Origin of the sequence: Tolypothrix bouteillei VB521301, from assembly GCF_000760695.4 — a bacterium.
Classification (GTDB): Bacteria; Cyanobacteriota; Cyanobacteriia; order Cyanobacteriales; family Nostocaceae; genus Scytonema; species Scytonema bouteillei_A.
The window spans coordinates 137,455-151,045 of record NZ_JHEG04000002.1; the positions used below are offsets into that span (position 1 = coordinate 137,455).

A 13,591-nucleotide genomic window follows, 5' to 3' on the forward strand; every position below is an offset into this window, starting at 1 on the left:
TAAGAAAATTTTAGGAGGATGTGAAGTTTTGAATACCTCAGCTACTACTTTTAAAACTTCCTCTAAATGTTTGTAGTAATTACGGTACCGATGCTTTGTCCGGGACAATTGTTATCACATTATATTGGGGCTTTCTTACAGTGTCATCCTCTTTTCTACTAAATAATAATGACTGGATTTTAGACCAAAACAGTCTCAACTCCAGTAAGAGGCCCGTGCGTATATACCCTTAGATCAACTTTTAACGGTTTCTTAACAAGCATTTAGCGCTCCTGCTGTAGTCTTATTGCTGTTTTCAGAATTAAGAGAGAGCAAATTTCAAGTGAAGATTAACAGGCGTACAATTATCACAGCGATCGCAGCAGCACCAGCATTTGCAGGTCTTTCTACTCTTGTAGAAAAAGTTAAAGCTCAGGAAACGGGAAAGTTTGAGGTTTGGTTCATCAGGCATGGGGAAAGTGAAGTCAATGTCCTATCTGAGAGATCGGAACTGCCTTCAGAATTACCGCCTGATGAAGGATTTACCTATCCTCTCACTATCAAAGGGATTCAGCAGGTGAAAACTCTGGCTTCGTCAATTGAAGATATTGATGTCTCCGCAATTTTCACATCAACTCGCTTGCGAACCGTTCAAACTGCAGATGCAATCTCTTTTGTGAAAAATCTTCCCATACAACTTGCACCTCAAATTGTTGAAGTCAATTTTGGCACGGCTGCACTCAATTCATCTGATTTCTCACAAATCTTTCAATTACTCACGGATTGGTTGGTTAATAAAGAATACGATAAAAAAGCAGCAGATGGAGAAAGTTACAACGATTTGCGATCGCGCTTCGTCCCCTTTGTTACAGATACCATCGAGCAGTATTCAAATATTCCCAAAGTTTTGATTTTTGTAGCTCACGGTGCTATTTTATCTACCATGTTACCTCTGATATTTAAGAACGTATCGGGACAATTTGCGCTTGCCAATGTATTACCAAATACAGGAATTGTAAAAGGTGAACTGCTTCACGGGCATCTTATCTGTACGGATTGGAATGGATCTCAACCCTTCTAATACTATTTCTGTAAAAGATGCATCTAATTAGCCTGCGTAGGCAGGCTTTGTTTGTATAGTCCCACATTTCTAATGTGAGGGAATTTTAAGCGCAACCTCATATAGAATTGGTAAATTCGTCAACAGTCACGATCATCGAAAATATCTCCGATTGTAACGATCCTGATATTTATTGATATAATCTACATTCCACCTTTCTACATTCGATAATAATTCATTAGGAAAATTATCTGGCGAGTATTTTGGGCGATACCACGGCTTTCCATCAAAATACTTTTGTAAACCAGCAGTCTGAAAACGGCGACCGTGACGTGCAAAAATGGTATTTCTCATAATATCTAGCTCAAAACCATCTTTCCCATCTAAATCTGTATCGGTGACTTCTCTTTCAGAAAGCCAGAAATAATCATTTTTGGTTGTATTTGTATCTCGAAATGTATCTGAAGATGATGTGGAAATTTCTTGAAAATATAGCCGTTCTGGTGGTGCATTCGGATCTTTACTGGCAAACGCACAATAAGCATTGGAGTTAGCTTGTCCGTAGGTTCTTAACAAATCGATACAATTGTTGCGATCGCTAAATTGAGCTACATAAACTTCAAATAACTCCTTACCTGACAAATTTGGATATTCTGGAATCCGAAACATTCCAGCTTGAGAATAACCAACAGCCTGTAAAGCTTTCACTTGCATCAAAGCAGTTTGTGAATTTGGATAGGCAGAATCGGCAAGAAAATAAAACGCATGAGGAAAATTAGCTTTGTTTGCATTTTGTTTTGTAGGTATTGGTGTTTTTTGTGGTGAAGAAGTTGAGCCGGAACTCGCATTGTCCGTCACTTGAGATTTGGGAGAGAGAGAAATATTAGGAGTTGCTTGAGAAGGCGTTCCTAATGAAGTGCTTGGCTGTTCTACAGATGGAGGAGTTCTTGTTAATGCAAGACCAATAATAACAGAAGCTCCTATCACAGCCGCCGCTGCAATGATGCTAAGAGCAAGTCCTCCCCTCTGTCGGTTATTATAAAGAGAAGTTTCACGGGAAGAAACTCCTGAGTTGAAAAGAAGAGTTTCTTGAGATTTTGTTGGTAATGGAGGAGTGAAAGATGGTGGTTGTGTTAAAGGAGTCGTAGGAAGAATTGATAAACTTCCAGTCTGCAATGCTTGCAGCATTTCCCTCGCGCTGGAAAATCGGTCTCGTGGATGGTAAGCGATCGCTCGATTGAGTAGGGCTGCCGTTGTTGCGCTAACATTTATGACATGAGATTGCCAAACAAGTTCTCCAGTACTTGGGTGTGTTTCTAACTCTTGTGGTGATTTCCCTGTTAAAAGATAAATAGCTGTCAGCCCCAAGCTGTAAAGATCGCTAGCATAAATTGGTCTGCCCATTGCTTGTTCGCTGGGCATATACCCTGGTGTCCCAATGATAATCGAGCTGGTTGGGTTACCTTGGGAATTCAGCGCAGTTCCCATTGTTTCTCGTACCGCGCCAAAATCAATGAGTACGGGTTTGCCATCTCGGTGACGTAAAATAATGTTATCTGGTTTGATATCGCGATGAACGATTTTCTTTGAGTGTACGTACTCCAGAACAGGTAATAAACTAGCTAAAATCCCCGCAACAGTGTTTTCACTCAATATCCCGTGTTGTCTGAGCTTAGCTGTGAGGGTATCACCTTCAACATATTCTTGCACTAAGTAAAAGCGATCGTCCAACTGAAAATAAGCATACAGAGTTGGAATTTGGTCACTGTTTCCACCCAACTCTTCCAAAATCGCTGCTTCTCTGTGAAACCGCTCTTGCACGAGTTGGTAAATTTGAGGATTATCATGAATGGGTTTTAGTTGTTTAATCACACAACGTCGGAGTGAGGGCATTTGAGTATCTTCCGCTAGGGAAGTTTCTCCAAATCCTCCACTTCCCAATGTGCGAAGAATTCGATAGCGGTTATTCAGCAGCATTTGCGTCTTTAACAGGGATCGGTGATTGGCGATCGATAGCTTACCTATGTCTATACTATCTATCACCTTCTTGGAATTGGTATACTGACCAGCAATCCCCAATCCAAAATCCTCATATGACTCATTTCTTTGAATTTGAAGCTGATTTTGTTGACTCACTGCGCTGTATTCCCATGCAGGTGCGCTTGAAGTTGGATACGTGTGGTATCAAGCTGAAACTCAATCAATGGAACCAATTCAGTCAAGAAGAACGTCAAACCCTTGTAGAACGACCCTGCAATACAGAAGAAACTATCCAAGAGTACCGAGAATTTTTACGCCAATTAGTTCAAAATCATACTGGCGAGTTAGCAACTGATTTGCCCGTGGAAGAAAACCCACCCTGGATGGACGACCAAAATATACCTGAGAGTGTTAAGAATAAAGCACGGGAGTTTGATATCGCAATGACCCCACATCAATGGGAAAATTTACTCCCCGTACAGCGATTTGCACTGATTAAACTCAGTCGTTCCAGTCATGAAAATAAAAATTTTTTACCTGCCCTTAAAGAATTTCACGTTATCTAAAATTGTTAAAATAATATAAAAACTTAAGTACCCAAGATAGAATTTGTTAGGATGATCCAGTTAAATTGATACAGGGAACATCAACCAAAATGCAAGTCAGTGCTCGTAATTCACTTAAAGCAACAGTAAAAAAAGTTGTAGAAGGAGCCGTTAATACCGAAGTAACCTTGGAAATTGCTCCGGGTGTTGAAGTTATTTCAATTATCACTAAATCTTCAGCCGAGAAGCTTCAACTGACAGAAGGAAAACAAGCATACGCCATCATTAAATCATCAGATGTCATGGTTGCTATTGATTAAGAGTTTTCCTTAATCTCGTGTCACAGGTTGTGGAACTCTGACTTGAAAGAGTGAAAATTGAAGATAGCTTCATTGTATGAGGTCGCTTATGCGATCGCTCTTTTCGGGAAGAGATCCCTAGATGAAGCAGTCAATTTTCCTGTGAGAGTTCTACAGCCGCCCAATCGCAATCCTTATAGATACCATTACGCTTTGTTAGCTAAACATAGCAGTCATAAATACGTTACAAACACCACTTCCTTGTCTTCCTTGTCCCCTTGTCTCCCTTATCTCCCCCCTCTCCCTTGTCCCCCTCATTCAGATCTACAACAGGATTGCTGCACCACTATAGCGGTTGGGAAGCACGATCGCTCAACTGTTGTTCTAACTCCGCAATTCGGGCTTGCAACGGAGCCATCATTGCTTCGACTTCGGTTTCCGAATAGCGAATCGGAATATGTTGGGGACAGTTCTCACTAATGGCTTCCACATGAAAGAGAATTGAGCGTTCCACTTTGGCAGGATAACCCGGTATTTGGAGTTTTTCAGTCCATTGTGAATCCCCTTCAACGTACTGCGCTCTGCCCCAAATTTTGATACGTCTGCGGTGGCGATAATCCATCAAAAACAAAAACGCTTTATCATTGCCTGAGAGATTGCCCACCGTAATGTATTGCACATTTCCTGAAAAATCAGCAAAGCCCAACGTCTTCTCGTCCAGTACTTTCAGAAAACCGGGAGGACCTCCTCGAAACTGGATGTAGGGATACCCGTTAGAACCCACGGTTCCCAAATAAAACCCATTTAATTGAGCAATAAATTCCTCAACTTTGGAAGTAATAGTATCGTTTGCAGGACCGTTAGCAATATATTTTTCGTAAGACTGCCGCGAGCCACGTTGTGTTTGCGCGGCTTGGACTTCAGGGGTAAAGGCAATTTCTCCAAACTTACGTGGCATAATATCCTCCTAAGCTGTAACGAGTTCTATGATGCTAACTATACGTTTGAATTTTGGAACCTAAAATTACTATACCGAACGAACGGTACAGTGTCAATAAGTCAAACTATTTTATCAAAATGCCGCAATACCCCATCCGTCACGCAGTAGGAATTGAGCCACACCCTCAACTTAATGGTTGTTTCTCAACACTGGATTTTCCCTTTTTAGAAACCTTACGGGGAATTAAAAATGGAGGCATGGGACAATCCAAAGTAATGACGATCGCCCGCAATAAATCAGCTTCTTGGGGAGTGACTTGATTATCAACCATCACGGTATGAGCGCAAGCATCAACCACTGCTTGCTTTAGTTTGGGACTGGCAAGGCGCAGGCGATCGAGGCTTTTCTTCATTCCAGCAAAGTTACAAGCGATCGGTACTTCTGGTTGTTCTTGTTGCCCTGGTTTAGGAAGTCTAAAAACCCCACTGCGAAATGCGTAGGTGGCAGCATCAGGTTGAGAGTGTCCGACTTTTGCTAGTGCAGAAAGCACGAGGATACAATCTGACCAAACCTCTTGTATGTTGTCAAATTGCTCGACTTTGGATGAAGACTCTGGATGGATGCAAGGTTCAAGACGGTGCCACAGCACTAACTGCAACACAAATTCCCACAGTGACAAATCTCCACCCAATTTAATCAAACCCTTAATACATTTGCAGATTTGCTGGCACTCCTTAGGAGACGATTGACGCAGTGCGGGTACTGCTAAATCCAAAAGAGGTAAGCGCATCCCGGAATCTAAAGAGGCTATTTGCTCAACAAACAATAGCGTTTCTTCTACTAACTCCGCAGGTTGTACTTCTTTCAACCAGTCAAGTTGGCGATCGCGCACTTGCGCATTTGAATGATTTAATCCCAGTGCGTACACAATAGCTATTGCACTTTGTTGCTTTTGCACGCCCAATCGCAGGGACTCTGGTAAATCTGCTAGTATCTTTTGAGCATAAGTAAAATGCTCTGGAGCAACTCTTCCCACTTGGTTAACAACCTGTTCTGGGGAAACAGAAGCACTCACGCTAGAACCCGTGCTAGAAGGGCTGCTACCAGCAAAGCCCATTGCTGATTCGTGAGAATGAGAAGGTTTGCGAGCATAAGTTCCAGATGGTTTGTAGTTCAAGCCACGGATGCGATGGATACGCTCGGAAAGAGGTGGATGAGTTGCTAACAGACTTTCCCAAAAAGAGATCTCAAGCGCATTGCCAAAAAACATATGACTTGCGGCTTCAGCTGCGGGAGAATAAAGCCCCGACCCCCTTCTTTCTAGCTTTTCAAGCGCCCCTGCAATACCGTCAGCGTTACGGGTAAATTGGACGGCTGAAGCATCAGCAAGAAATTCTCGTTGTCGGGAAACGGCTGCTTTAATCAAGCGTCCGCAGAACAATCCCACACCTCCTATTAACATCAATCCCAAACCAAATGCCCACAAACCTTTGTTCTCGCTACGGTAGCTGCTGCGAAAACGCAGAATAAAGACTCCTGTTAGGTAAAGGAATAAAATGCCGTGGAGCAATCCTACCAAACGCAAATTCAGACGCATATCCCCATTGAGAATATGGCTGAACTCATGACCAATCACACCTTGCAACTCATCCCGGTTGAGTTGTTCCAGACAACCACGGGTGACTCCGATCGCAGCATCGTTAGGAGTAAACCCAGCAGCAAAAGCATTGATGCTCAATTCTGAGTCAAGGACATACACGAAGGGGACTGGAATGCCAGAAGCGATCGCCATTTCTTCTACAATATTCAACAGCTGCTGCTCGCTGGGATTTGCCATATCCGATATCAGCAATCTTCCACCCAACTCTGTTGCGATCGCGCCTCCACCGTCGCTGAGACAAGCTATTTTATAAAAACTAGCTAGAGCGATGACAGCCGTTGTAACACCTGCAACAATCAGAAATAATTGTGGATGCCACCAAATTCTGGGAGCCATGCGGAGAAAAAACAGCGTGACAATGTAAACTGCTCCAACAATTGCCACTATTGATAAAACAAACAACGCGATTAACTGTTGAGTGTTTTGGCGTGCTCGATCCTGATTTTCAAAAAAATTCATAGACTATTAAAAAGACACGCGTGGCGCTGTTCTTATTTCTGGTGTGGCTTCTTGCAACAATGCTGCTGCAACAAAGTTAAAATTACCTGCCACAATGTTGCTAGGGAATGCTTCTAGTTTGGTGTTGTAAAGCGTTACCGAATCATTGTAAGATTGACGCGCAAAAGCGATACGATTTTCGGTTGAAGACAGTTCCTCCATCACCCGGCTCATGGTTTGATCTGCTTTCAACTCTGGATAAGATTCCGAAATGATTTGAATGCGACCCAATGCACCAGCCAAGGCAGCTTCAGCATTTTCCAGTTGCTGCATTGCTTGAGGATCGCCCGGATTTTGCGAAGCTCGACTACTTGCGGAGATAGCAGAATTCCGAGCAGCAATGACAGCTTCTAAAGTTTCCCGCTCGTGCTTGATGTAACCTTTAGCCGTTTCAACCAAATTCGGAATCAGGTCGTAACGACGCTTTAACTGGATATCAATTTGAGCGAAAGCGTTTTTGTAGCGATTCCGAAGTTTTACCAGGTCATTATAGCTGCTGACAATGATAACAGCTAAAGTGGCAATCAATACACCCAAAAAAATGACAATTCCCATAATAGTTTTCAAGTATAAGTTTAAGTTATATACAGCAAAAGTTACCTGCATATGACTATTGAGTTTAATGGCACTCTGCAAGGTTTGTCATCTGTATAATTTATTACGTATTTTTGCGAGTAAAATTATGTAGAAATCAGCAAGCTTGCTGCTACTTATCTAAAGTATTCGTGTAGCTAATGATTGCCCGATCTAGTTGTTCGCGGTGTTGTTCGTAGTATACCCATGCAGTGGTTAAATCATCAGTGGTTAGGGCAGGATAGTTCCGTAATAACTCTTTATCATCTGCTCCTTGTTGACCGAAAAGCGATCGGTGTCCACACAGGAATCCGTGTACTACGAATGCATGGCTGCCCACCACATACGTCAAATGTTACTTGAATTGGCTTGCTACTCAATCGCTCTTGCAAAAAGATACGCTCTTCTGAGCTAAGAGATTCGATTATCTGCACTATTGAATCTCATCGGTTAATACCTACTCACAATGCTGCATTTAAAGTAACGTCTTTTATCTCAGTTGAAACCCAATACCCGAATTCGTCTGATTTGAAGAAAGTAATCTACCTTTTGCCTTCTCAACAAGCAAGATAACACCATTAAAATAGAATAAGACTACTATCATAACTGAAAATACTCTATGCAAATTACGATTGAAATTCCTGATGAAATTGCCAAGAGGTTAGACCAAGCATGGGGTGGTCTTTCTCATAGACTGTTAGAAGTAATTGTTGCAGATGCTTACCGTTGCGGGGAAATGAGTACATCTGAAGTTCGACAAATACTCCAGTTAAAGTCTCGTTTAGAAACCCATGCCTTCTTGAAACGGATGGGTGTTTATCTAAATTATGACGAGACTGAATTAGAAAGAGATATTCAAACTCTTAAAGAGTTTAGAGCATAATGATTATTGTCTCTGATACTTCCCCAATTTGTTACTTGCTGCTAATCGATCGTATTGACATATTGCAAGAACTTTACCGTGTCATTATAATTCCCCAAGGTGTAGCTGATGAGCTAAATGCTCCTGAGTCACCCCTTGTTGTTCGGAATTGGATTGCTAAACCTCCCGATTGGCTACAAATTCAGACAGTACAAGTAGGTAAATTCTTAGGATTGGAAAAACTCGATCCTGGTGAGCGAGAAGCAATTTTATTAGCAGAGCAAATCAAAGCTGAATTGGTCATTTTAGATGATAAAGCAGCAAGACACATAGCTATAGAAAGAGGTTTAAAAATTATTGGATTGTTGGGTATTTTGAAAGATGCTGCTCCGCAATCCTCACAAATCAAATAGGATCGCTATAGTTGAGATTAAAGGACAACGAAAATGTGGGTAGAAAGCATAACGCTCTCGAACATTAAGTGCTTTCGAGAAGAAAAAATATTCTTTACTCATAAGCAAGCCACGGGTCAGAGAGCAAAACCTTATTCTTGGATTACTTTACTGGGTGAGAATGGAGTAGGAAAAAGTACGTTGCTGCAAGCACTTGCACTACTGTTAGCGGGTCCCGAAGCAGCGAAAGAACTTCTTCCTCGTCCTACTGGTTGGGTTCGCAACCCCTCTATTCCGGGAAAATTAAGTGCTGTTTTACACAAAGAAGAAACTGATGCAGGTAGTTTCGGGGAAGATAAAAGGAGGCATACATTTGCCTATTCTTACTTTGTAACAGGTGGAGTACCTGTCCAAGTAGGAAAAGAAAAGGAAACATACACTGAACCAGCACTCATTGAAGAACCCTCGAAAATCTTGAGTTGGTTGCGAACAAATGCTTTTGCTTCAGACAGTAAAGGGTGGTTTTCTGTCGGTTATGGAGCTTTTCGTCGATTAACTCGAGTGAGTCAAGTCTTGATACCTAGTTTAGAACCAGCAAAACGTTCTAGCAATTTCATTACTCAGTTTGATGAAGATAGTGCTTTAAGTTCTTTTGAAAGATGGATGGTCTATTTAGAATTTCGTATTGCTAAAAATCCAGAGGATGCTAAAGCGCGACGAATGCGAGAAGTAGGGGAAAAAGTTATTGAAAGTCTTCTTCCTGGAGATGCTCAAATCGCTGAAGTCACCATTGATGGTCTGATTCAATTCACAGTTAATGGTCAAAAGGTTTCAACTATTAATTTGTCTGATGGTTATCGTAGCGTCATAGCCCTAGCAGGAGATTTAATCTGGCGATTGCTTCAAGCTTTTCCAGATTTGGAAGATCCAACCCAAGCATCTGGTGTAGTTTTAATAGATGAGTTAGATATTCACTTACACCCATCATGGCAAAGACAAATTGCTGGTTGGTTGCGGCAGGTTTTTCCCTATCTTCAATTTATTGTTGCCACCCATAGTCCTTTAGTAGCCGCAGGAGGAGGAGACGATGCTTTAACTTTGCGCTTAGAATTGGTAAACGGTGAAATTGAGGTTAAACAAGTTCAAAATGTATCAGCTTACGATTCTGACTCTATTTTAAGAAGCTCTGCTTTTGGTTTAGAATCTACTTACTCCCCGGAAACTCAAGCGAAAATGAATCGTTATTACGAACTTAGGGATAAAAGAGACAACCTTTTAGAACAAGAATCTAAGGAGTACGAACATTTAAGGCAATTTATGAAAGCAGCACAACCTGTTGGCGGTCTTCCCGAACCAGGGAGTTTAGAAGCTCGAACTAGAGCTTTCTTGGAGGCAAATTTGCCTTGATACCCGTATCTAGACCAAAACAACCACCAACAGTTTTAAAACGAAATGCTGCGAAATGGTTAGCAAATTTGCAGGCAGCTATAGCTCATTTACAGACTGTTAAAGCTAATCCTACTGCTACAAGAGAAGAAATAGCTAAAGCTGAAAAAAATATTGAAAAGGCGAAGAATAAGTATAGACATAAGGAAATTAAAGACTTGTTGGAGCAAATGTTTTATGGGAAATGCGCTTACTGTGAAAGTAAAGTGACCACTACAGGATATGGGGATATCGAACACTTTTGCCCAAAAGTTAACCCAAGATGCATTCATTTGACGTTTGAGTGGAGTAATCTTTTACTTTCCTGTGAGAAATGTAATGATGCCAGTCACAAAGGTACACAATTTCCTCTGGATTCAAATGGCAAATCTATGTTAATAAATCCAACTGATAGTGTTACAGATATTAATAAACATCTTCATTTTTCTTGGGATAATGTAGATGGCGCAATAGTCATCGGTCTTGATACACGAGGAAAAGTGGTTGAGCAAGTTTTCGATCTAAACTCTATTCGTGGTACTAGAAAAGAACTCATAAAGCATCGAACTAAATACGTCCAACAAATACTAAGTATACTAACAATTGCTTTGCAAACTGGTAACTCTCAAGCAATAGCATTGCTTTTAGAGCATTGCCAGCCAAGCGCTGAATACAGTGCTTTTGCTCGTATTCACGTTCTCCCCATTCTTGCTCATCATTTTCAAGAACCAGATGCGATCGCACTTCTAAAAGAATTCAGCAAGCAAAGCTCAGAGTATGCAGCATTTGTTCGTGTTGACGAATTGCCTAGTATATGAAGACAGAAGTTTGGAGGCAGATAGCACAAAAGCTTTTATGTCTTGCAATTCTTATAAATTAGAGAAAAACAGCGCAATGACATAAAGTACTAAATTTAGTTACTAGAATTTATTGTTTTTTTGCTTTAAAGTACCAGTAAAGGTTAGCAACAGTTAAGTCCGGTAATTCTTGCCAATTAGAAGGAGCAAAACCTTTGTATTTAGTTGCTAACGCTTGTTGAGTTATATAAGTTTCGTACTCCTTCCGTGAATTAGGTAGAATCATAAATTTTAGTTGATCCCGTAGAGATAAATAATGTGATTTTTGCTTTAACCGATCGTAAAGTGAGATTTCTTCAGGTTCAGCTATCTGTATTGTGTTTTGATTATCTTCGTAAACCTCATCAAATTGATTATTTGACTTTGCTATCAATTGCCTTTCATCTGGAGATAAACTTTGTATCCAATCAACATGATGTTGCCAAGATTCTAATAAGATTAAATCACGATCGCAAATTTGAGCGATTTCCGGAAATAGAAAATCTAGTTCTTCTTCAGATTCACATTGCTCTACAACAGAGAGGCTATCTTGACGGATTTTCTCCTGAAGTTGGATGAGGCGATCGCTTACAGCAGTAGGCTGGTTCTGCAACTGATATGTTAAGATAATAGTCTGATCGATAGCCCAAGAACATTCAACTCTACGAAGATATCCAGCTGCACGCGTTTCAGATAACAAGTGCTGATTTCGATATTGTTCTAAAGCATCTGTTAATAAATGCCGTGCGGTTGCTAAATCAGTATTTCGGATACTCGCCTCTGTCTTTAAAGCAGTTTTAATTAAATTAAGTGCTGCCTGAAATTTCCCATATGCCTGAATCATAACTAAACGATGTTGCTCAAACTTAATATCTTGAGCAACTCTATCAATATGATTGATGATTTCTTTACCCCGATCGTCTAAAGCTTTTTTTAAATCAATAAATCCATGTTTAACTTCCAATTTCAATTGCTTTATATCTTCTCTTAATCTCAATATTTGGTGCAAGTTTACTGCTGACAGTGCCAATCCTGCTACAGCTCCTACACCAATCAAAGCTGTAGTTGCTTGCAAAACACTAATATTAGTGTTGATGGTAGTCAAGCTTGACTGAATTAAATCCAGTTTTTCATAAGTTTTTTGAAAACCTCTATGAACTTGAATCATCTGTGCGCTATCCATGATCAACTGTGGAAGAGCTAAAAATGGCTCAGTTATTACACCAACAGCATGACCAACAATATGACCTGTGTTTGCATCTCTAACCATACTCAGTGGAATCCCTGAGGATGATACAACTTGTTTAAGAGTACCATTAGCAAGACCAATCATATGTTCTGGGCGAAATACAAAAAACATAGTACTTAATTTGATTAGTATTTGAAAAATTATTGATTTCAATTGTATTAATTAAGAGCTACGAAAAGCATCGGAGATTACACGGATGAATGAATATTTAATGAGCTTTCAAAGGATTACTCAATCTATAGAGCCAGTTTTGAAGAATGAACAAAACTCACCAGAAACTAAGCAATCTGTAGCTCAGTTGAAACAATCTTTTACCCCCTGTTTTAAAGAAATTCAGCAATCAGCTACTCGACTCAAAACTTTGATGAAAGTATGTTTTGATGATTTGGCTCATACTGAGGACGTTTGGGATAGCAAGCAAAGAGTAGCTGAAATATCTACTTATGAAATATGGGGAAAAATAGGAGATGTAAGTGGGTGTAATATTAGAGTACGTCATTTAAGCAGACAATATAAATCTGAAGTGATTAACCAAGTTAAGAATGATTGGTACAAACGAGAATTGCTGATTAAAGACAAACATTTTTATGATAATAAGCAGAAATTCAAAAATGCGTTAAGTGTTTTTGAAAAGGATAGCTTTATTATAAGGTTACGTTGTGAATTACAAGCTCAGATAAAAGTATTACAAAGCGTTATTATCGATAGTATCAACTTACTCGTCGGGAGCGAACTTGAAACTCACATCCCATTTCTTCAAAGATGTATTGGACAATTAGATAAACAACAGGCAAAAGAACTGGTTACTCAGTTTAACTCAATTGCTTCAACAATAGCTAATCTAGTCGAAAGAGCATTTAGCGAACGCTTTTATATTCTCCCCGTAAATGTTAAATCTTTGGTTGATGCTTTGGACAATACCGCCGATACTTTAGCCAAGCAGGGTGTTTTAGGTATTAGTTGGGAGCAGTTTGATAAATGCTCGAAGGAAGTTTTGACAAAATTGGAAACAATTGTTACTACTATTTTTGATGAGTTTGTCAAATTAGTTGAACAAGCAGTTGAGCAAGGACTAACATTTTACAGTGATTTCCTCGATCGACAAGTCAGGTATCGTCAAGAAACAATAGAACAACGTGAAGCGGAAAAAGCTTGGATTGACGAGCAGTATCGGGAATTGATGCGAGTGCAGGATGGAATTGACGCAATTTTATTGGGTAGCACAAACTATACGTAGCAAGTGGGGTAATGGGTAGCATCAGAGGTGTTTTCTGGCATTTGGGGAAATGATGA

General features: G+C 40.3%; 15 protein-coding genes. 8 read left to right on the forward strand and 7 right to left on the reverse strand.

Translation table 11 applies throughout. The annotated features are described in order from the left end of the window. Positions 1-322 precede the first annotated feature (322 nt). Positions 323-1,060: a histidine phosphatase family protein gene (locus HC643_RS39380; RefSeq protein WP_050046198.1), complete on the forward strand. Its 738-nt coding sequence runs from the start codon at positions 323-325 to the stop codon at positions 1,058-1,060. A gap of 132 nt (positions 1,061-1,192) precedes the next feature. On the opposite strand, the gene HC643_RS39385 is transcribed toward HC643_RS39380, so the two are convergent. Continuing rightward, positions 1,193-3,016 (reverse strand): protein kinase domain-containing protein, encoded by a 1,824-nt coding sequence (locus tag HC643_RS39385; protein WP_038080784.1) that lies wholly within the window; start codon positions 3,014-3,016, stop codon positions 1,193-1,195. Positions 3,017-3,132: 116 nt separating this feature from the next. Here HC643_RS39385 and HC643_RS39390 point away from each other — a divergent pair, with 116 nt between their 5' ends. Then, complete coding sequence (locus HC643_RS39390) at positions 3,133-3,585, forward strand: nitrate reductase associated protein (RefSeq protein WP_038080783.1); 453 nt, start codon at positions 3,133-3,135, stop codon at positions 3,583-3,585. A gap of 89 nt (positions 3,586-3,674) precedes the next feature. Further along, positions 3,675-3,884, forward strand: a complete 210-nt coding sequence (locus tag HC643_RS39395; protein WP_038080782.1) for a TOBE domain-containing protein — start codon at positions 3,675-3,677, stop codon at positions 3,882-3,884. A gap of 325 nt (positions 3,885-4,209) precedes the next feature. Here HC643_RS39395 and HC643_RS39400 read toward each other — a convergent pair whose 3' ends face one another. The 5 genes from HC643_RS39400 to HC643_RS42755 form a co-directional block, all read right to left on the reverse strand. Continuing rightward, the gene (locus HC643_RS39400) at positions 4,210-4,821 is read right to left on the reverse strand and encodes a pyridoxamine 5'-phosphate oxidase family protein (protein WP_038080779.1); all 612 of its coding nucleotides are present in this window, start codon (positions 4,819-4,821) and stop codon (positions 4,210-4,212) included. A gap of 166 nt (positions 4,822-4,987) precedes the next feature. Beyond that, complete coding sequence (locus HC643_RS39405) at positions 4,988-6,922, reverse strand: M48 family metallopeptidase (RefSeq protein WP_038080777.1); 1,935 nt, start codon at positions 6,920-6,922, stop codon at positions 4,988-4,990. Positions 6,923-6,928: 6 nt separating this feature from the next. Next, entirely contained in the window at positions 6,929-7,567 is a 639-nt protein-coding gene (locus tag HC643_RS39410) for a LemA family protein (protein ID WP_237266105.1), read from the reverse strand. 100 nt (positions 7,568-7,667) lie between these two features. Next, on the reverse strand, positions 7,668-7,877 hold the full coding sequence (locus tag HC643_RS39415) for a DUF433 domain-containing protein (protein WP_237266106.1): 210 nt from the start codon (positions 7,875-7,877) through the stop codon (positions 7,668-7,670). Then, positions 7,798-7,968 carry a DUF433 domain-containing protein gene (locus HC643_RS42755; RefSeq protein ID WP_408019882.1) on the reverse strand — a complete coding sequence of 57 codons (171 nt, stop codon included), beginning with the start codon at positions 7,966-7,968 and terminating at the stop codon, positions 7,798-7,800. Before HC643_RS42755 ends, HC643_RS39415 begins: the two co-directional genes overlap by 80 nt. Before the next feature lie 185 nt (positions 7,969-8,153). Between HC643_RS42755 and HC643_RS39420 the strand changes: the two genes are divergently transcribed. Genes HC643_RS39420 through HC643_RS39435 form a run of 4 tightly spaced genes read left to right on the forward strand, consistent with a single transcriptional unit; the run spans position 8,154 to position 11,031 of the window. Next, on the forward strand, positions 8,154-8,417 hold the full coding sequence (locus HC643_RS39420; protein ID WP_038080776.1) for a UPF0175 family protein: 264 nt from the start codon (positions 8,154-8,156) through the stop codon (positions 8,415-8,417). Next, entirely contained in the window at positions 8,417-8,809 is a 393-nt protein-coding gene (locus tag HC643_RS39425) for a PIN domain-containing protein (protein ID WP_202048753.1), read from the forward strand. The genes HC643_RS39420 and HC643_RS39425 overlap by 1 nt, the downstream gene beginning before the upstream one ends. 33 nt (positions 8,810-8,842) lie before the next feature. Next, positions 8,843-10,195: an AAA family ATPase gene (locus tag HC643_RS39430; protein ID WP_038080775.1), complete on the forward strand. Its 1,353-nt coding sequence runs from the start codon at positions 8,843-8,845 to the stop codon at positions 10,193-10,195. After that, positions 10,192-11,031: an HNH endonuclease family protein gene (locus HC643_RS39435; protein ID WP_063779535.1), complete on the forward strand. Its 840-nt coding sequence runs from the start codon at positions 10,192-10,194 to the stop codon at positions 11,029-11,031. The genes HC643_RS39430 and HC643_RS39435 overlap by 4 nt, the downstream gene beginning before the upstream one ends. Before the next feature lie 109 nt (positions 11,032-11,140). Here HC643_RS39435 and HC643_RS39440 read toward each other — a convergent pair whose 3' ends face one another. Further along, complete coding sequence (locus tag HC643_RS39440) at positions 11,141-12,409, reverse strand: hypothetical protein (protein ID WP_038080774.1); 1,269 nt, start codon at positions 12,407-12,409, stop codon at positions 11,141-11,143. 85 nt (positions 12,410-12,494) lie between these two features. Here HC643_RS39440 and HC643_RS39445 point away from each other — a divergent pair, with 85 nt between their 5' ends. Then, positions 12,495-13,535: a hypothetical protein gene (locus HC643_RS39445; RefSeq protein ID WP_038080773.1), complete on the forward strand. Its 1,041-nt coding sequence runs from the start codon at positions 12,495-12,497 to the stop codon at positions 13,533-13,535. Positions 13,536-13,591: the final 56 nt, after the last annotated feature.